Source organism: Collinsella sp. AF33-16 (genome assembly GCF_003475325.1).
Classification (GTDB): Bacteria; Actinomycetota; Coriobacteriia; order Coriobacteriales; family Coriobacteriaceae; genus Collinsella.
In genome coordinates this window covers 185859-205842 of the sequence record NZ_QRQC01000001.1, presented here as the reverse complement: position 1 = coordinate 205842, position 19984 = coordinate 185859, and the positions used below count along the sequence as shown (strand labels likewise).

General features: G+C 59.4%; 11 protein-coding genes. 2 read left to right on the top strand and 9 right to left on the bottom strand.

All coding sequences use genetic code 11. From position 1 onward, the window contains the following. The first annotated feature begins 162 nt into the window (after positions 1–162). Positions 163–1737: a lipopolysaccharide biosynthesis protein gene (locus tag DWZ52_RS00800; RefSeq protein WP_233547225.1), complete on the top strand. Its 1575-nt coding sequence runs from the start codon at positions 163–165 to the stop codon at positions 1735–1737. Positions 1738–2092: 355 nt separating this feature from the next. Here DWZ52_RS00800 and DWZ52_RS00795 read toward each other — a convergent pair whose 3' ends face one another. Continuing rightward, positions 2093–2932 (bottom strand): metallophosphoesterase, encoded by an 840-nt coding sequence (locus DWZ52_RS00795; protein WP_118226707.1) that lies wholly within the window; start codon positions 2930–2932, stop codon positions 2093–2095. A 323-nt stretch (positions 2933–3255) separates the two neighbouring features. On the opposite strand from DWZ52_RS00795, the gene DWZ52_RS00785 reads away from it, so the two are divergent. Further along, entirely contained in the window at positions 3256–4857 is a 1602-nt protein-coding gene (locus DWZ52_RS00785) for a potassium/proton antiporter (RefSeq protein ID WP_118384656.1), read from the top strand. Between the two features lie 326 nt (positions 4858–5183). Here DWZ52_RS00785 and DWZ52_RS00780 read toward each other — a convergent pair whose 3' ends face one another. The 8 genes from DWZ52_RS00780 to brxC all read right to left on the bottom strand — a co-directional run bounded on the left by DWZ52_RS00780 (position 5184) and on the right by brxC (position 19920). Then, positions 5184–5375: a hypothetical protein gene (locus DWZ52_RS00780; protein ID WP_055252024.1), complete on the bottom strand. Its 192-nt coding sequence runs from the start codon at positions 5373–5375 to the stop codon at positions 5184–5186. A 27-nt stretch (positions 5376–5402) separates the two neighbouring features. Next, positions 5403–6767, bottom strand: coding sequence for a hypothetical protein (locus tag DWZ52_RS00775; protein ID WP_118384655.1), 1365 nt, complete (start codon positions 6765–6767; stop codon positions 5403–5405). 95 nt (positions 6768–6862) lie between these two features. After that, complete coding sequence (gene brxL, locus DWZ52_RS00770) at positions 6863–9232, bottom strand: protease Lon-related BREX system protein BrxL (RefSeq protein ID WP_199579043.1); 2370 nt, start codon at positions 9230–9232, stop codon at positions 6863–6865. An 11-nt stretch (positions 9233–9243) separates the two neighbouring features. Next, positions 9244–11952: a BREX-1 system phosphatase PglZ type A gene (pglZ, locus tag DWZ52_RS00765; protein WP_118384654.1), complete on the bottom strand. Its 2709-nt coding sequence runs from the start codon at positions 11950–11952 to the stop codon at positions 9244–9246. 23 nt (positions 11953–11975) lie between these two features. After that, positions 11976–12944 carry a hypothetical protein gene (locus DWZ52_RS00760; RefSeq protein ID WP_118384684.1) on the bottom strand — a complete coding sequence of 323 codons (969 nt, stop codon included), beginning with the start codon at positions 12942–12944 and terminating at the stop codon, positions 11976–11978. Between the two features lie 145 nt (positions 12945–13089). Beyond that, positions 13090–13731 carry a hypothetical protein gene (locus DWZ52_RS00755; protein WP_117639683.1) on the bottom strand — a complete coding sequence of 214 codons (642 nt, stop codon included), beginning with the start codon at positions 13729–13731 and terminating at the stop codon, positions 13090–13092. A 9-nt stretch (positions 13732–13740) separates the two neighbouring features. After that, entirely contained in the window at positions 13741–16191 is a 2451-nt protein-coding gene (gene pglX, locus DWZ52_RS00750) for a BREX-1 system adenine-specific DNA-methyltransferase PglX (protein WP_118384653.1), read from the bottom strand. Positions 16192–16257: 66 nt separating this feature from the next. Further along, positions 16258–19920 (bottom strand): BREX system P-loop protein BrxC, encoded by a 3663-nt coding sequence (gene brxC, locus DWZ52_RS00745; RefSeq protein ID WP_118384652.1) that lies wholly within the window; start codon positions 19918–19920, stop codon positions 16258–16260. Positions 19921–19984 lie beyond the last annotated feature (64 nt).

Here is a 19984-nt window from a genome sequence, read left to right as displayed (position 1 = left end):
ATGCCGGCACTTAGGGACGTTCCCAAAGTGCCGGCACAAAAAGAGCGTCCCTAAGTGCCGTCTACTGAATGGCGCCGCCGAAATTATCGAACAACCTGTTCAAAAACACGAACGAACACCGTCGCGTCTATACTAGAGCGCAGCAATAGAAAGGACTCCGCTTTGAGCATCACGCCCATCGATAGCATTCGCCGCGCCATCGCCCGCCGCAATGGCGTCGCCGACCCCACCGTATCGGACGGGGCGCACGGGCAGGGCGGACGCATCGAGAACGGCCTGTTCCCCGCATCGCACACCGCCGAGGAGCTCGCACGAATCCAAGAGCTAAGCCAGCGTAACGCCGGCGGTCCCGACAGCAGCCAGGCCACACGCCGTCGCCGCGAGCGCGATCGCCAGCCCGGCCCCATCCACCGCATGGTCAATGCCTGGTGGAACCGCCTGCTCGGAGCCGTCTACGGCGGCGGCTTCTCCACGCAAGAAGCCGAGTACGAAGATCACGCCACCCGTCGCGACTACCTTTGGAATACCCTGGGCACCGCCGTGTGGGGCATGGCGTTTCCGTTGCTCACCATCGTGTCCACACAGCTCGTGGGCGCCGAGGAGGCTGGCAAATTCTCCATCGCCTTTGTCACCGGCACGCTCATCATGATCGCGTGCAACTACGGCGTGCGCAATTTCCAGGTCTCGGATATCGACGAAAAGACGTCCTTTGTCTCTTACCAGCTCAACCGCTTGATCTGCGGAGCGCTCGCGCTGGCATGCGGCCTGGTATACAGCAGCGCCCGCGGCTACGATGCGCAGATGGCCACAATCGGCCTGGGCGTCTACCTGTATAAGGTGATCGACGGCATTGCCGACGTGTACGAGGGCCGCCTGCAGCAGGCCGACAAACTCTACCTGGCCGGCATGAGCCAAACGCCACGATCCGTCGGCGTCATCGCGGTCTTTAGCGTGGCGCTGTTCCTCACGCGCAGTATGCCCATCGCGGCCATGGCCATGGGTGTCACCGCCATCGCCTCGCTCGTGCTGGTCACCGCGCCGCTTGCCCTGCTCGAGACCGAAAAATCGCGCCACGTGAGCCTGCGCGAGGTCGGCCACCTGTTTGTCCAGTGCGCCCCGCTCTTTGGTGCACTGTTCCTGTTCAACCTTATTGAAAGCATGCCCAAGTTTGTGATGGAAGGCACGCTGGCATACAAATATCAGCTGTACTTTAATGCCCTGTTCTTTCCAGCGCAGGCCATTTTGTTGAGCATCGGATTTGTCTATAAACCGCAGCTTCTGCGTCTGTCGAGCATTTGGACGAATCCGCGCAAGCGTCGCCGCTTTGACCTGATTATTGTTGCCGTTATGGCACTGATCGTGGTCATTACCGGAGCGTGCGCCGCATTTATGGCAGGTCCCGGTATTCCCCTCATGAGCTTCATGTACGGCCTCAATTTTGAGCGCTACCGCACGCTGGCACTGCTGATGGTTGTCGCCGGCGGCGTCACCGCGGCCATCGACTTTATCTACGCCATCATCACGGTGCTGCGCCATGCCGGCGACGTCACCAAAATCTACCTGATCTGCTTCGCCGTAAGCGTGGTGCTGCCGGTGATCCTGATCAACCTGCTGGGTCTGATGGGCGCCGTGGTGAGCTACCTAGCCATCATGGCCCTACTCCTGGTGCTGCTGATTATCGAGTACACCCACATACGCCAGCGCATCGAACGCGACCGTAACCCATACGGCGCCTAATTGGCGCAATGGGGGGTCTCGTTGCGGACGATTTGCGACACGCAAAACTAAGTGAGTAGACTTTTGCCGAATCCCTGACCACACCGGCAAAACACAAGTCAGTGACCTGCGGTTTTGTTGAGGCAAATTTGCCGGCTGCTCGGCATTTCCAAAAAAGTCTACTCACTTAGCCAGCGGACAGCCAAAAAAGAACCGTCGCAACGTCGTTTGACTCCGTTGCGACGGTTTTTCGAGCATTTTCGCACTGCCGAGGACGCAGACGCTCCTCATTTCTCGCGCTTACCGAGCAAGAAAGCGCTATTCTCCGAAAGTAGTCAAAAAAGCTCCGTCCCAAATTAGCTACCACTTGCACCGATTATTCGCCCGGGTTGATGTTCGCGTAGAACTCCGCCCCATCATCGAGCCGCAGGATCCCGACGCGGCCGAACTCGGAGCCGGTGGCGGCGGCGCAGTCGATATCGATGCGATCGGGCACGCCGGCGGTATCCTCGCCACCCAGGCGCACGATCTGCCCGCGGCCCGACTCCTCATCGAGCCCCGCAAGACCACCGACCTCGCAATAACGCCCGAGCGACACCGTTGGCGTGTGACCGCTCACCACGACCGGACCCTTGCCCTCGGCAGAAAGCAGCCCGGTCGGCGCATCCCAATAGCCGTGACGAATCCACAGCAGGTCATCGGCCGACTGCACCGCGAGCATCTGCTGCAGCAGCTCGCGATCGGCACCCACCGCTCCAACGCCATCGGCACAATCGACGCCATGCTCAAGCAAAAACGCGCGCGCCGCCTTCATCTCAATTCCAGCATGTACCAGCAGATACGGGCGCTCCTCGGTCTCGGCCACCGCGTAGAGCGGCAGCGCGGCCATCCATCGCACGAGCTCCTCGTATGCGTCAAATTCCATGTCGTTGAGCTGCTCGCGCGTCGTCCAGCCACCGTTGATATCCCAGGTCTCGGCATCGAGCGGATCCTGGCCAATGATGGCATCGAGCATGATCTGCTCGTGATTGCCCTTGAGCACACGGGCGTTGGGCAGCGAGCGCACGAGCTTAATAACGCCGACCGGATCGGGCCCGCGATCGATCATGTCGCCCAGCACGTACAGCGTGTCGTCGGACGTCAACGAGATCTTAGACAGGGCCTCGTCAAGCGCACGCACGTGCCCGTGAGCATCAGATGTCACATAGATCGCCATGGTACGCCTCTCCTGCATTGCGGCCAAAGCCCGGCGCCGCAACTAAAACTTCAAGTTGAACTTAAACGTTACCCATTGTACTCCGTAGCAATAAAGCTGGGAAGGGTTGCATACCGTCAACAGTCGCCAGCGCACGCCTGCCAACCCGCACCGCTCACGCCACGCCGTCTGGCCCAGCGCCCCGACCAGCGCCGCCCGCGTCGCAGCCTCGTGTCGAAAATGCGCACGCCCGCAATCCAAGCCCATAACCCACCATCTTTGGGTACAAATAACCGCAGACAACTGACCGCGCCACGCCAACCACCCAGGAGCGGACACCATCCATGAACCAGATCCTTCTTTTTATCGGCCTCGTCATCATTTTGTGCCTGACCATCAAACCCGTCGGCAAAAAGCTCCCCTTCCCCACCCTGCTTATCTTTATCGCGCTCGGCATGCTGTTGGGCGTCAACGGCCCGGCGCATATCGACTTTAGCGACTACGCACTCACCGAAACCGTCTGCAGCACGGCGCTATTGTTCATCATGTTCTACGGCGGCTTTAACACCAACATAGACCGCGCCAAGCCCGTCGCCGCGCCGGCGGTGCTGCTGAGCACGCTCGGCGTCGTCATCACCGCAGGCATCACCGGCGTGTTCGCCCACTTTGTGCTGGGCTTCGACTGGATCGGCGGCCTGCTGCTGGGATCGGTCGTGGCGTCCACCGACGCGGCCAGCGTCTTTAGCGTTCTGCGCGAGCACAGCCTTTCGCTGAGGGGCGGCACCGACTCGCTGCTCGAGGTCGAATCGGGCTCCAACGACCCCGTCGCCTACATGCTCACCGCCGTGCTCGCGACCCTCGCGGCGGGCGGCAATATCGACATTCCCGTGCTGCTGACCAAGCAGATCATCCTGGGCGTGGGGTTGGGCCTTGCCATCGGCTGGACATCCAGCCGTCTGATTGAGCGCGCACACGCAACGGCCGAAGGCGCGCAGACCATCTTCTTGTTCGCCGTGGCCATCGTCGCCTACGCGCTGCCGAGCTACCTGGGCGGCAACGGCTTTTTGGCCGTATACCTGGCCGGCATTGTGCTGGGCGCAAGCGACATCACCGGTAAGGTCGAGATGGCGCACTTCTTCGACACCCTCACCGAGATGGCAGAGATGACCATCTTCTTCTTGCTCGGCCTGCTCGTAACGCCCGCACGCCTGCCGCAGATGCTGCTGCCGGGCCTGGCGCTCATGGCGTTCATGCTCTTCGTGAGCCGCCCCATCGCCGTCGGCGTGCTGCTGGCGCCCTTTAAGACGAACCCTCGCCAGGTAGCGCTCATAAGCTGGGCGGGTCTGCGCGGCGCGGCTTCGGTCGTCTTTAGTCTCTTTGCCGTGGTGGCCGGCGTTCCCGGCGGACACGACCTATTTGACCTGGTGTTTGTGATTGCCGCGTCGAGCATCGTGGTGCAGGGCTCGCTGCTGCCGGCGGTGGCGAAGAAGCTCGATATGATCGATGCGACCGGCGACGTGCGCCGCACCTTTAACGACTACCGCGACGAGGACGGCATGTCGTTTGTAAAGCTCAAGGTGGGCGCTGGCCATCCGTTTGCCGGACGCTCGCTCGCGGACATTGGCAGCGCGACGGACATGCTCGTGGTCCTGGTGCTGCGCGACGGGGCGCATCCGGTACTGCCCAATGGCGACACCGTGATCCAGGAAGGCGATCTGCTGGTGATGGCCGCCCCAACGTTCGAAGAGCGTGCCGAGGTTACGCTGCGCGAGGTCACCGTGACTCCCCACGGCCGCTTAGCTGGACAGCGTCTGCGCGACGTGCCGCAGGGCAAGCACCCGTTTATCGTCGTGATGCTCAAGCGCGACGGCCAAACGATCATTCCCGATGGCAACACCCTAATATACGCCGGCGACGAAGCCGTCATCGCCACGCTGGCATCGTAGTGGCTAGGGGTAGCCGTCCCGAATTGGCCATATTTGAGCATAAATCGCCCCGGCTAGGATCTCGTTGCGGACAATTAGCGTCTCTCAAAACTAAGTGAGTAGACTTTTGCCGAATCGCCGACCACGTCACCAAAGCATAAGTCTGTGACCTGCGGGTTTGTTGAAGCAAATTTGTCGGGTGCTCAGGATTTCCAATAAAGCCTACTCACTTAGCCAGCGTGCAGTCAAAATAGAACGGTCGCGAGATCATTAGACTCCATTGCGACGGTTTATCGTTCATCTTCGCGCAGCCGCGGGTGCAGACGCCCCGTCTCAAATTAGCTACCCTAGTCATCGTCGACGGCAAAGTCGCGGAGATCGAGGCCTTCGCGCTCGGCTCGTGCTAGCAGCTCTTGGGGCGACTCGTCCTCGATATCTACCACGTCGAGCATGGCGGCCGGAAAGCCCACGCCGGCTGCACTCCCCGCACGGTCGAGCAAACCCTCGCGCAGCTGGTCAACATCAACATCGATCTTCATGGTGAAACCCCCTACCGGATCAGACCCCTACTCACCAGCGTCAAGCACTTCCACAGCAGCAACAAAAGCCGCCACCTGCTTGTCGTCCATCTGCATGGCCAAACGGCCCACGGGCTCATCGTAGGCAAACTGTACTTTATCGATAAAGCAATCCCAGGCACGCTCATCCACACGCACAGCGGCCTCGCAGTACTGGCCGAGCTTTTTGAGTCCATACCAAAACGCATTCACATGGCGCGCAGGATCCTCGTCCAGCACACCATCGTAGCGCCGTCCGTTAAACTCACGCATGCGCGCCACGGCAACCTCGAGCGAGTCGCCGCCGTCGGCCGAAGCCTCGTCCACAAGCTCGGGAATCGCAACTTCGCGCCGAACATTGTGCCTGGTAGCACCGTCATACTCGCCCACCAACACGTCTTCGTCAAACCGATCATCGTAGTCGAAAAAGCTACTGCCGCAGCAAATCCCATGCGGCGAACCGGCACCAAAGGCACAGAACAACCCGCCGTCGGTAACAACGCGCCTATAGGCCTCAAACGACTTCTTAACCTGAGCGAGCAACTCGGCAAGCTCCCCGGCATCGCACCACGTCTCGCACGCGACGCAAGCAGACTTCGGCAACGATACCGGCTCCACCGTGCTCCCTGCAACGCGGGCAGCGCGCTCGGCCCGATACGCTTGAGCTGCCAAGCGCGATCGCTGCGCAGCGCCACGCACATTCGCAAGCTCGCGCTCCAGCGCCACATCGCCAGTGACATCGCCAGCCACATCGTTCGCAAACCTGTCAGCACCCTGCGGGCCGGTCGCACTCAGCTCGGACTCAAACGTCGCCGTGATCATGCCGGCAAGGTCCGTTGCGTCGGCGGCACAACGCAGCTGCTCCAACTGCGTGCACAGCAGATCGGCATCCAGGGGCACCGCATCCACAACGCACACGTCACTCAGACGCGCCGCGCCCTGCAGCACCAAAGCCCCCGCAGCATCGTACGCCGCACGAACCCTGTCCGCCGTATTGGCACGCAGCTTTACCTCGATAAACGCAAGCGTCTGCTCCAAGCGGGCCAACAGCTCGGCCTTGTCCTCCATACGCAAAAAGGCAGCGTAGCGCCGCTCCATCTGCAACGGGCCCACAACGCCCATCTGCTTGCGAGCCCGCGCAAGCGACTCGGCTTCAACGCGGCGCACATACCCGTCAACGGCCTGCACGGCAGACTCACGCGCAGCACGCTCGGCAGACTCGACGCCCTCGATCACGGCCAGCAGCTCGCGGGAGCGCGCCTTGCGCACCAACTCCCCGCGGTCGTACTGCTCAAGCGCCGCCTGACGCTTGGCTACCGACTCAAAGCCAAACAGCTCGTCGAGCAACTCGCCAACAGAACGCTCTTCCGCCATGGCAAGGCCTCCTCACGCGTGACGTGCCAACATGCCCGCGGGCCCACGCGCACAAGACAAACGCCTCGCGCACGCAAGCCCGCACGCTCGCACCCCTACAGATCCAGCGCCTTTTTCGCGGCATCGACCGGGTCGCCATCCATGTAGAACACCGGGCTCAGCCCCGAGATAATCTCGGACGAAACGCTCTGCAGACCCGCGATGGCACTCAGCGGCAAAATCACACGCTTGGCGCCGGCGTTTTTGGCCACGCGCATAATGTCCTCGAGCCCACGAATCTCGTCCATGGAGCCCGACATACGTAAGATTCCCGGAATCGCCAGCGCGGGCATCACCGGACGGTTGCACGCCGCAGAGCACAGGCCCACAAACTCGGCGAGCGAAACTTCTTCGGACAGGCCCTTGCTCTGCAGGTCGTTATAGAACAGCAGGTAGTCCTTTGAGCCAATGTGCATGCCCGGCGCCACACGGTTCGCCAGGTTCACAAAGTTGTCGAACGCGGCCTCCAGTGTATCGCGCACCGGCTTGTTAAAGGCAACGCCCTCGTGCTTAAACTTGCACTCGCCGGCGACAGCCTTGTTCTCCAGCTTGTACACGGCAACCTCGCCGCCCTGCGACCTACCCACGCCAAACACGTGACCGGACAGCAGCGGGCCATCGGGAATCAGCGTATCCTCGGACTGCTCGGGCACGCGCACCACGTGCACGTCCTGCGGATTGTCGGCATCCATATAGCCCAGGTTGACGTCGATAAACTCGACGCCCGCCATAATCTTGAGCTGCTCCTTTACGCGGCGACGGCCCTCGATGGCGTAGTCCAGCAGCCAACGAACGTCGTCCTTGTCCATAGCCTCGTCGGGGAACAGCAGCTTGGCCAGGCCGCTAAAGGACTTGCGCACGGCGATCTCGTCACGCTTGTTAAAGTCGCTGTTAAAGCGGAAGTAGCGGTCGATATGATGCGTAAAGTCCTTGCGGCGCATCTCCTTGCAAAACTCCGACAGGCAGTCGGTGATTAAGCCGTAATGCCCGGTCAGCAGGCTCGAGCGCATCTTGGGAATCTCCCAGCCCGGCAGGTAATAGTGGATACGGTCGAAGAAGGCCGAATCGTTGTTAAACTCCGGCGGGAACGGATCAAACAGGTGCGTGGTCTTAAGAACGTTTTGCACGGTGTCGTTGATGTTGCCCTCAAAGACCATGGAGGCATCGGCGTTAATCTGGTCGCGGCCACGCGCGTAGCTGCCGCTGGCCATGTAGTCCTTCATGATCTGCACGGCGTTGGTGTCCTTAAAGCGCATGCCGGCGACCTCGTCGAACGTCACGCAATCCCAGTGACCCACCAAGCCCACGCGATCGGCGCGCATGGAGTTCATGCGGCCGAACAGGTTGGCCGTGGTGGTCTGCCCGCCCGAAAGCAAGATGGCGTAGGGCGAGACCTCTTTGTAGATATGGCTCTTGCCGGTACCGCGGGGACCAAGCTCGCACAGGTTATAGTTGCGCTCGATCAGCGGCACCATGCGCTCGATAAAATGCAGGCGCTCCTTCTCCGAAAGCTCGCTGGGCTCATAGCCGGCAGAGCGCAGCAGCATGTTGAGCCACTCGTCGCGCGAGAAATACTGGCGCTCGTCGATCATGGCGTCCAGGTCCAGGTTGGGCATCTGGATGGGCGTGAGCGAGGCCACGCTAAACGGAGAGTCCTCGGGCCCGCGCTTTTTGCGCTTGGCCTTGGAGCGGCGCGGCGCATCATCGCCAAAGACCTCCATGCCAAACCCGTCTTCCTCTTCCATGGGATGACGATACTCGATGCTCATGATGCACCAAATGCCGCCCTGCAGAATCTTGGAGTAGTCGCGCACGTACTCGGCCGGCATCACAAACGGCTCAATGGTCAGATTGGCAAACGACGCCACGTAGATGTCTTTGTACTCGTCGAGCTTGGCCGTCACCTTATCGATGATGGTAAAGCGCCCCAGCTCGCGAATCTTGGACTTGATGCGCTCGGACTCGTCGGGGCGCACATAGTTATCGGTGAGAATCTTGCGGATGCGCTCCAGGCCCTCCGCCACGGCATCCTCGTCGTCTGTTGAGCAGTACATGCCCAGCAAGTACTCCAGCACAAAGGTAGGCACGTTGGCGCCGCGCTTCATAAGGGCCGTCAGGTCCTTACGCACGATCTTGCCGCCAAAGTGCTCGAGCAGCTTGCCGTCCAGTCCATCCATGTCGTAGCCGTCGTCCTCGGGAGCCTCGGCCACGGCCTGGGCATAGTCATCGGTCGAGGGCTCGTCCTCGGCGGGCGCCACGGCATCGGCGGGCGCAGCGGTCTCCGCCGGCTCCACCGCAGGCACATTCTCCACCGCGGGCACAGTCTCCACCGCAGGCACAGTCTCCACCGCAGGCACAGCCTCCGCCGGCGCACTCACATCAATCGAGGGAACTTCCCACAGATCGTCGTCATGGCTATCAAACATAGGGCACACTCCTAAAAACCAAAGTCAGCAACAGGAGCAAACGAAACAGCGATGGTGTACGTCTCGCGCCAAACGATCTTGCCCGTCTCGCGCTCACGGCAGACCAGATAGTACGGACCCTTGGCCGAGAATCCATCCGCCGCACGCAACGCAAACTTGGCATGCACAACGCGCTCCTGCGAGTTAACAGAAGTCTTGTTGGCATGCGCCTTAACCGTATCGCTCACCTCGTTGCCGCTTGCATCGGTAAACACCAGCTCGTATTCGCACGGCAGTACCTTGCCTTGGGCGGGTTCTTCCTGGATCAAGTTGACCGAGAAGAGCGAGTTGGTCACTCGACGTCCCTCACTTAGTACGCGCAGCGTCGCCGCGCGCGTATCGACAAAGTCCTTGGAACCCGAGCGCGCACACCAAAATCCGATAACGGGCACGCAAAGCTCCTGCAGGCTCATGCCGCCGTGGACGTAGTTGTTAGTCCCGCCGGGACGCTTAAAGTGCACGTTCTCGCGCGGGGCAAATCCCTCAAAGCCGGCACCCAAACGCCCCATGTCAACATTAACAAACACCCTGCGTGCCTCGTCCGAAAGCTTGGCCACGGCCTCGTTGGGCACCACCAGATGACGCTTGCCGTGCATGACGGGAGCGTCAAGGAAGGGAAGGTCTGGCTTGCCGAGCATCTGGCACTCGTTGAGTTCCCGACGCGTGTAGATAAAGCCGTGATCCGCCGTTATAACAACACGCGCGCCCGGGGCGTCGGTGCACACACGACGCGCCAACGTGGCAAGTTCCTCCACGGTGTCCGCGCAGGCATCGAAAACATCATCCTGCGTAGCGGCCTTCTCGCCCGTGGCATCGATCTTGTTGTGGTAGAGATAAACGAGCCTGGAGTCTTTGAGCAGCGCTTTGCGCTCGACTCCCGCCATGTTGAGGTATGCGCTCGAGCGCAAAGCGCGGGCCGTGGGCTCAACGTGGGTTAGTACGGCCTCGCGCTGCGGAGTCGTCGCAGTGGGCATGCCGTCAGCCAACACAAACGAGCCATCCGCTGCAAGTTCAAGCGCTTGGTGCGGCAGCAGCGCGGGCATGCCCACCTCGGTGATGGAGGGAAAGACCGCCTGCATGCTAGAAACCCTGACGTTGCCGCCGCGCTCGCGCTCGAGAAGCGCCGCGACATCACGGGCCACCTCATAGCGCAGCGCGTCGCTTACGATAACGACCGTCGTTTTGGCAGACCCCACAAAGGTGGGCAGCACATGCCAGTAGAATTCATCCTGCCGTGCAGGGCCATCGATGTAGCCGCAATCGGCCCACTCCCCTTGCGCAGCGGTCGCCCAGCATACATTAGCATCGGCCAAGAACCAGTTACTGTAGAGATTCTCCGCCCAGTCCACCACAGCTCGGGCAGGCTCCTCGAGCACATCGCACTCGACGGAGCGCGCCCGCAGATACGCGGTGCACATATGGCGATAGGCAGCGTCCATGGCATACCAATCGGACGTGTAGGCATCCCACACCTGCTGGGGCTGCGCCAGATGGAACCCGCCCGCGTGCGCCTGCCTAAACGCACACATATCGGCCACAGCGACAAGCAGGTCAAAGTAGCTCTCGACACGGCGGTACCAGCTTAGGTCGCAGCGACGCGCCGCAAAGGCGCGCGCATCCGCGACACGGTCCGCGCCCTGAGCAAACGAGCAGAACAGCTGCGAGAGTACGGCCTCATTGACGCACGGGAACACATCAAGCGAGGTCAGCACATCGATCGACAGGGCCTCAAACCGTGCAAAGAGCCCGCGGGCATCCTCCACCAAACGGCAGATCTCAAATAAATCCTCGCTCGACGCCCGAGCATCGGAAGTCTGGTCCCACGTACGCACCGCCTCAAGGCAATAGGGTCCGTAGGCGGGAGCCACATAGCTTTCGAGTCCTTTGAGCGCCCCCTCGGGAAGCACGGTGGATGCCGCCGTGATGAGCACATGAGATGCCAGCGCAAGCAGCGAATCGCGCTCATACAGCGGTCCCTCAAACCCATAGCAACGTACAATGAAGGCAGCGAGGACATCGCGCACGCAGCACTTGTCCACCAACTCGGCCAGCGCTTCGGGGCCCTCGTGCAGCAGCGTGGTCATACAGCCGCGCAGCACAAACGCGGGGCGCGCGTCGCCAACCTCTTTACCGCCAAAAATCACCGTAAGGATACCGAGTTCGATATCTGATGCGCCCGAAGCATGCGGAACACACGCGGCAAACTTAACGCAGCGGGTCTTGGCATCAAAGAACGTCTTGTGCTCGCGCAGACTCTCGCGCACGGCGTCGATATTCTCGATTCCCAGCTGATCGGCCAAAAGCGAAAGATAGTCAGCCTGGAACTGATCGGCATACAGCTCAACATCGGCAAGCCAATCGCCCTCAAGCCTGCCGCGCGGGCAACGACGATACAGCAAGATATCGTTCGCAAGGTCATCGCGGTTGATGAGCTTCTTTACGGCAAACATGCAGCCCTCGCAAGCCTCAACAAACCGCACCGGGCGCTCAAAGTCACCGTGAGCGGGCATAACGCCGTCATCGGCCCCCGCGCCGTCGAAACCCTCGGCAGCCAATCGCTCAAACTCAGGAGCAAACTCGCCGTCCGCATCGTGCCAAATCACCACACGGCGCAGCATACATGCGGTCAACGGCTGCAAAAATCGCAGCTTGAGCTGTTCTTCTACATCGATCTTGGGCATGAATATCCTTACCGTATCTGCAGTTATTTAATCTTCGCCAGCACATCCTGAAACTTGGCGTAATTGATCTTGACGCCGTCATCCAGGTCGATCTTAATCATCTGGTCTGCCAAGTGGTGTAGTTTCTCCTCGTAGGCAATGGTCTCTTTGAGCTGGTCATTGAGCTTTTTGACGCGCTTATCCAAACACACGCGCTCGCCGCGCTCGGCACTGGCAAGGGCGTCGTTGGCATAGCCGATCTGGGAGCGATAGCGCTCCTGCTGCTCATGCACATAGTCGGTGCGGATGCGAGCCAACAGGTCGGGCTGGTAGCGATGCATGTAAACAAGGCACTTGAAGCCATTCTTCTTGCCGCTGTCGAACAGCCAGTAGATGGGACGCTTCTTATAGGTCTGGCAGTGGTCCTTAAAGAAGTCCTTCAAAAAGTAGGAACGGATTACCTCGCGCGAGGTGCCCTTGCCGCCGAGCGCCTCGGCACTAAAGGCCAGGTTCTGCTCGAGCGTCTCCTCGCCATACACAGTGCGCACAAAGTCGATAAAGTAACGCACGATGTCGTCATCAAAGTACTCGTCGTCGGTAATCGGCAGCACGTTGTCGCTATCGGGCATAAAGGCCACATGCGCCGGGTCGGGCATCTTGGCCAGATAGTCGTTGACCGTGGCACCCTGATCGGCCAAGACCAGACCGTCCACGTCCAGCGAATAGCGGCCAAACATGCAGCCCACGGCATAGCTTATGAGCGAGGTGATCTCGTCGCGCTTAGTGCGCACGTATTTGTTGCCCTTATAGCTCTCGGGAATCTCGTCGGCGGTGTCGAAGATGCGCGCCACCGAGACGTACTTATCCTCGACCTCGATGGGCACCTCCCCCTCCATGTTGTAGATCTTGGCAAAGATTCGGTTGAGCTCTTCCTCGTTAGCGCGAAGCTGCTCAAAGCGAGCATTGACCTCGGCCTTGCGGGTCTCGTATTTATCGGCGAGAAACACTGCCATGGCAAACAATTCCAATCTATATTAATTCATCAGTTAACTTAGATGGCAAGTCGGTCCACATTGGGCTATGCACACCCCTCTTCACTGAGCGCGCTTTCTATTTGGAACTCGCTGTCCACCGCTTCCCAAATAGAAAGCTAGTTCGCTAACCCTTGCAAACGGCTGGATAAAAAACGCCATCTTTATCGACCACTTTTATCCAATCTAATAATGTTTGCTGACCGATAACCACGGCAGCGCTTATGGCACCGTCCTCGTCTTTGTCACGTAAGTACAGCATTCTGTTATCCAGCCCATATACTTGCCCGTGCGCAATGCAATTTCGCATGTGGCGAAAAACGCATCCAAGTCTCGTTTCTGAAGGAGAGGCGTCTAGAGAACCGTCCTCTCGAAGCTTTGGTTTGCAACTAATGCGGAAAAGGGCTCGCGGGCAGGATGGGCATATCTCCTCATTCAGTCGCATTGCCTCTGCCGTCTGACTTATTGAACCGCTTTTTAAAATGCAAAAGGAGGAAATACCGGAGGACTTGAGCAGTTCTCCCTCGAGTTTGCTCAAGGAGCTTGCACCAGCCCATCCATACTCGCCCAGCCAACGCTCGGAGTCACTTTTCGCCTCTTTGCTTTTCTTGACTGGCGTATGCACGAGGTAAAAATCGAAAATAGCCGATAGCTCCTCCGCTGAAAAGAATCCGTCAAATAGGCAGCTCATATCGGCTTCTGGAAGCCCAATGACTTCATTCTGGCATTCATGACGATAATTCTCGTTGTAGCTCTTTTTTCCTGCCATCCTAATCACCTACACCAAAGGATTCCGCTTGAAATCCCAGGAGGTTTCAAACGAGTCCCAATCCACCTCAGATTCAACGACCTGCTCGGCAACAAGAGACTTGATGCCGTCAAGCGATTCGCGCGGCAATAAAACTGGAAAAGAGCCAACGACTCCAGCACTCCAGTTCAATGTCGGATTTATCGCTTTGGAAAGTAGCTGAATCGAAGATGAATTTAAAAGGCCGAGGAGGTAGAAATACATCTCCGGATTGGGATAACAGGCTGGGCCGGCATCGCCCATGACGAACTCATCTGTATTTAAAGCCCTAAAACTAATGTCACCCGAGGTAATTAGCGACCAGCACAGACATGATTTGAAGTAATCGGATTCGTTGATATTACCCGAGCCTGGAAACGCTTTAATCTCCTTGCCATCGTCCTTCCAACGCACAACATAATCGCGATTACCATACCAACGACGATAGGGGCCGCCTTTGGAGTAAAACTTATAATCAATGTCAATCAATGAACAAGAAACCTCGTACCACTGCCGAAGAAACAAGTCGTTATTACCCGTAAACATTCCTTTGCGCGTTTTCGCAATTTTTGCCAAAGGCTGCCCAGCCCCGAAGGAGTTATTTGCCCCTTCTCCAAGCCAGTAGGCTATGGGGGTGCCGGGGATCTGCTTGAAGGTCTCGGCGTCGCGGCGGTAGAACCAGCCGCAGCCGGGGTTTCGGATCGCCTCGAGGGCCTTCGGGGCCTGGACAGCAGCACCAACGAAGTCCGAAAGGCGCACATAGCCGCCCTTGTAGCCCTTGACGAACGAATTGTGGAACGTGTAGGTACAGATGGGCACGGTCGCGCCAGCGAAGCCCGAGTACTCAAGCTGGATGAGAGAGGTTAGCGTTCTGTTGTCGATAATCTCGTTGCGGAGCTTCTCATAGCTTCCGATGAACATCCAGACGAAAGGCGACATGACTCCGCACTCGCCGTGGTCCTTGGCGAGACTGAACATGCGAACGACAAAGCTGGAGAAGAGGTCGCCCTTCACGTCGGGGTAGTTCTTCTTGATCCACTTGCTCGTGAAGGGGTTAAAGCTGCTGCTGCCCATATACGGAGGATTCGCCACGACGCAGGTAAAACGACGGGACAGCTTCTCGCAGATGGCGGCAGCGCTTTCGAGCTTAGTTTTGGTCGCAGTGGCAAAAAGATCGTCGGAACAGCTCGCGGCGGTGGCCTTAAGCTCGTCAATCTCGTCCTCTGAAGGATTGAACAGCGAGCCGATCTCGCCCAAATGGCTCAGTTCCTCGGCGAGCTTCTTGTTGCCCGGGAGCTCGTCCTCCCCCAGCGGGATGCTCGTGAGCACGGTAACGTCGGCACGGACGCCGCGCCTAAAGAAGCGACGGTTGTGCTCGCGGGCGCACATGGCAAGCGCCAGCTCCGCGATCTGCGCTGCACGGGGATCGATCTCCATGCCAGCGAGGTTTTTAGTAAGAATGAGCTCGGGAATCTCGCGCTCACGATAGCCGCGCTCCTCGTACATGGCAAAGAGCAGCTCAAACGCATAAACCAGGATATGGCCCGAGCCGCACGCTGGGTCGCAGAGCGAAATCTCCTCGGGGCTCGAGATGCGGATAAAGTCCTCGTGCTCAGCATCGGGCTCGATGTAGTATTTCATGTGCTCGCGTAGCGTACTCCCTGGGTTGTTGAGCATCCACAGACGGCCGAGCGAGTTCTCGACCATGTAGCGCACGATCCACTCGGGGGTGAAAAGCTGCGTGGCAGGCGCGATGTCCTCCGCCGCTGCTTTGCGCTTGGACTTGAAGAACTCGTCTTTAACGTCAGCGTTGTAGTATTGATACATCCAGCCCAGAACGGTCACGCCCTCGCGCCAGTCCTCGTCAGCGAGGACGGCGTTGAGCTTGCCGACCACGCCGTCGGCCATCATGAGGCCCTGGGGCAACAGCAGCTCCATGGCTCCGCCCACGCGTTCAAAGACGCCCGGCAGGCAATCGGCAAGCTCCTCGCACTGAGCAACAAACAGGTAACGCCACAGCGGTTCATCCAAGCCCGCCATCTTGAGCTCGGCTATGCGATCGGTATCGGCCGTCGCTATCTCCACATCCAGTGCGTTCTCCACGGCCTCGCTGCCATGGCTGCCGTCCGCACGACTTAGCATGCGCATACGGCCGGGGAGCCATCCGCGTGCATCCATAAAGCGAATGGCCACGAGGCGGTTGAACCAGGTGTAGGCCGCACGGTCGCGCAGCGCCTCGTGACCCACCTCTGCCTGCATGCGCAGCAGCTCGTCGCGTTGCTCAATCTCAGCCGGACTTAGGGGCAGGCCGTTGACGGTCTCGGACCCAACGGGCGCGGGTGCAGGTTCGGTGATGCCGTAGCGCACCATCTGCGCCTCCACGCCTTTGATGAGCTCCGTACGGGCCCAGGTGCAGAAGCTCTTAAGAGCAGAATCGTTCATGGTTGATGAGCCTTTCTAAACGCCATAAGCCACCGGTGCGCGCTTTGGCACCGGTGGCTCCGCGGGTTAGTTGATACGGATCTCGTCGTTTGCAGCGAGCGCCTGCATAAGGCGGGAGCGCAGGTCGTCCACGTAGCGCTCCACGTCTTCTGCGGACAAGAGACGACTCGGCTTGGCCAGATCGGCGCGGCGCACGGTCTTGATCTTGCGCTGGGGCTTGGGCGCGGGCACGGGAGCAGACGATGCGGCGCCCTTGTTGGAGACCTTCTTGACCACTTCACCCGTACTCGTGACCTCGGTGGTGCGGCGCTCGTTGTCCATACGCATGCGGGCCTCATCCACGGCGTCGTACATCTCGTTGGTTGCTGCGCTGATCCAGTTGCCCCAGTTAGTTGCAACAACGCTCAGTTCGTTGAGACTTTGAGCGCTGTGGGCACGGTTTTTGAACGACTCGTATTTGGTGCCGGCGTCTGCTATGGGATCCTTGGCCTGATTGACAAAGCCCTTTTGACTCTCGGCCTGCGCCCGCAGGTCTTGCAGATCGCTCTCGATGCGACACAAAAACTCATTGCGGCGGATGCCCAGCAGCTTTTTCATGTCATCCTCGACGGGATCCATAAGCGGCTGCAGGTCTTTAATACGGCCGTAGGGCTTGGGATCTTTGAGGATCTCGCGCACCTTTGCCACGTTCTCCACCGCGCTGGGAATGTCATCGGAGGCATACTCGATACCCTCGGTGCGGTTCAAGAAATCCCTGGCGTGGTCAAACGCTGTTCGTTGATTGGACTCGAAGAACTCAACCACCTTGTCAAAGTCTTCCTTGGCATCGAGCAAGCGCTCCTCATGCTTGGTGAACGTGGTCAAGAACGCCTCGGCCTCGTTCTGGTCCTTAAGGACGTCGGCCACCTCCGAGCGCATCTTCTCGCACTCGTCCTCACCGGGATACGGGTAGGCCGGCTTGATGCCCGTGTAGTAGTCGCGTGCTATGGCGAGGCACGCCTCGCGCAAGCCCTCAAGGCGCTCTTTGAGCTCGGCCACGAGCTTATCCTCGTTGGAGGGCACGGTCTTGAGATCAAACAGGTCGCGCATGAGCTCGCCCGTGGCACGCAGCAACCGGTCGCTCATACGCACGCGCAAGCGCACCTGGGCCTTATCGGCATCCTTGCGCAGGAGTGCCACCATACGGTTGTCGTTGGCCTGGACCGTCTGGCCGCCAAACAACACCTGCGCGCGCTGCTCCACCACGAGCTGCGCCACCACATTGGCGATGTCGACCTCACGCCAGCCAAAGGGCCTTTGCTGGTACTGGCGTTGGATATCGCCCATAGCGGTATCCAGATGGCGCTGATGCTGCACGTTGAGGTAGTCCTCGACCTCCCTGAGCGCACGCGTGTTGCCCGCATCCATGCCATCGAGCCCCGCCTGGACGTTACCCGCCAGCGTGGAGCGAATATCGGAATCGTCCTCAACCGGCGCGCCGATGTAGCCAGCCTTTTCAAAAACAACGTCACACAGTTGCGCGAGCACCTGCTCAAAAACCTGGGCGGGTTTGGTGGCGCGAACTTCGACCATACGGCCGTTGACCGCGCAACGTGCATGGAGCACGGCCTCGCTCAAAAGGGCATCGGCCTCTTTTTCGTTATAGGCTGCCTCGCGCATTTTTGCCTCGACAATCTGGCGGGTACTCGGCGGTAGCTCCTGCAGATTGCGCGTCTGGGCGTACATGCGAATCTTAGCGGCGTTGACGAGTGGGGCCCAATAATCCACCTCGTCGCCCAAGGCCACGATGGCCTTATCCACGGATTTCAATGCTAGCTCGGCATCGTCCGCACGTGCCAAGTCGCCGGCCATGGTCACCACGGAGAGTTCCATACCACCCTTGCTGGATCCATGAATCGAGCCATCCACGTAGCGGTCAAAGGGGAAGTCATTAGGATCGCGATGGAACTTGTACGCATTGTAAATGCTGTCGAACAGGCGCTTTTTGATGTACTCGATCACCTTCGCGTTGTCGATCGGGGTCCGCGCAATCTCCTGTGCAATTTCCTGCTCCTCGTCGGTGAGGAAGCTGTAGGTATCGCCCTGTCGCGCCACTTTGTTCTCGCGCTCCAAGCGGGCGAGGGACTCCTTGACGCGGTCCTTAAGGGCGCGCTTGTCCACGTCCAGGCTATCGATCATAAGGATGGAGATGTTCTCGACCGTGGCCTTGACGTAGCCGATGTAGCGGATCAAGTACAGGAGCTTAAGCACCCGGACATCGTAGCTCTCAAGACCCTCTGCGTTTTCAGCCGCGCGCTCCGCACAGACGACGACCTGAATGATGCCGTGCTCCAAATCCTTGGAGATTGTGTCGAAGAAGCGCCAGAACGGCACGAGTGCACCAGTCTGGTCATGCTGGATGGCCTGAGCGCTCTCCTGAAACGCGCTCAGCATGGAGCGCTCGCCCGTGGACATGTGCTTGGCCTTAACACCATGCTTGCGTACCTCGGTCATCACGTCGGGCAGAAGCTTAAACTGGTAGCCCACAAACGGGTAGCTGGCCACAAAATCCTTGGAGTTGGCGAAGCCGGCAAGGTCGGAGCGCGAGCCCCCCTCAAAGGTAAAGTTGTTTTTGAGGACGGCGGCGTCTTGCTCGTAGACCTGTGCAAGCGTATCGGCCGCCGGCGCGGTCTTCTCGAGCACACGGCGTTGGATGACCTCGTCCACGCTGGAGCTGGAGAGCGAAAGGCGGGTATTGAAACGGCCCTGGATCTTTGAAAAGTCGTTGCCCACGGGCAGGCTCAGGTTGTCGATGGCCTCCTGGCTCGTGACCATCACCCACACGCGGCCACCGCAGGCGGCACCCAGCTCCTCGACGATGGTCTGAAGGCTCAGCATAAGGCTTGGGTCCTGGTCGTTTGTAATAAACTGACCCACCTCGTCGACCATAAAGAGCAAACGGAAGTTGCCACCGTGGGCCGCTGCCTGAGCGTCCACGTAATCCTTGACCTTTTTGGCAAAGACATCGGGGGCCAAAACCTCGTCCTCAGAACCCTCGAGCCAGTTCCATGCGGCCTTTTCGCTCATGCCGAGCACGCTCTGCAGCACCTCGACGACGTCGTCCTCAAAGTAGCTGTAGGTGTCGCGGGCCTGGAGCCAGGACTCGCCGTTGACGCGCTCAAAGGCCTCGCGGAACTCCTGGGTCTTGCCCAGGGAATCGATGTAGTCCTCGAGCTTTGCAAGCTTGAGGTCCTCGCCGTAGAAGCCGCGCGCCTCGTAGAACATGCGCTCAAAGCCGCGAAGCAGCGCCGTGGGAGCCGTATCGCCCTGCTTCCACTGGCCCGCCTTGCTATCGATGTTAAAGAGGATGGCCTGCGTGGGCACCGAGCAGGCGCGCTCCATGGCAGCCGCGACCATGGGGTCGACGATTTTGCCGTCAAAGTAGCGGATGGCGCTCTTGCCGCCGATCTGGCGATTCTCGAGCAGGTAGCTCAGCATCTTGAGGAAGTGCGATTTACCGGAACCGAAGAAACCACTGATCCACACGCCGATCTTGTCGGTGCGTGCATCGATGGCATCGCCGTAGGCCTTGAAGAACGTGGCAAAGTGCCTCTGCAACTCGCGCGTCACCACGTACTCGTCAAGCTCCTGGCGGATGGACCCATCTTTTGAATCCTGGACCTTGACCACGCCGTTGATGGAGCGGTTGATGTCTTTTGCAAAGAGGTCGCGAATGATCGTGTTGTCCATGGGTGCTCCTTTGGGTTTGGGAACGTTATGGCAAAGGGTTGTTACCGGCGGCAGGGACTTGCCT

Bases quoted from the DNA above. Each gene is read 5' to 3' on its own strand.
- DWZ52_RS00795 (WP_118226707.1), bottom strand. From the start codon at position 2,932: ATGGCGATCTATGTGACATCTGATGCTCACGGGCACGTGCGTGCGCTT.
- DWZ52_RS00785 (WP_118384656.1), top strand. From the start codon at position 3,256: ATGAACCAGATCCTTCTTTTTATCGGCCTCGTCATCATTTTGTGCCTG.
- DWZ52_RS00780 (WP_055252024.1), bottom strand. From the start codon at position 5,375: ATGAAGATCGATGTTGATGTTGACCAGCTGCGCGAGGGTTTGCTCGAC.
- DWZ52_RS00775 (WP_118384655.1), bottom strand. From the start codon at position 6,767: ATGGCGGAAGAGCGTTCTGTTGGCGAGTTGCTCGACGAGCTGTTTGGC.
- brxL (WP_199579043.1), bottom strand. From the start codon at position 9,232: ATGTTTGATAGCCATGACGACGATCTGTGGGAAGTTCCCTCGATTGAT.
- pglZ (WP_118384654.1), bottom strand. From the start codon at position 11,952: ATGCCCAAGATCGATGTAGAAGAACAGCTCAAGCTGCGATTTTTGCAG.
- DWZ52_RS00760 (WP_118384684.1), bottom strand. From the start codon at position 12,944: ATGGCAGTGTTTCTCGCCGATAAATACGAGACCCGCAAGGCCGAGGTC.
- DWZ52_RS00755 (WP_117639683.1), bottom strand. From the start codon at position 13,731: ATGGCAGGAAAAAAGAGCTACAACGAGAATTATCGTCATGAATGCCAG.
- pglX (WP_118384653.1), bottom strand. From the start codon at position 16,191: ATGAACGATTCTGCTCTTAAGAGCTTCTGCACCTGGGCCCGTACGGAG.
- brxC (WP_118384652.1), bottom strand. From the start codon at position 19,920: ATGGACAACACGATCATTCGCGACCTCTTTGCAAAAGACATCAACCGC.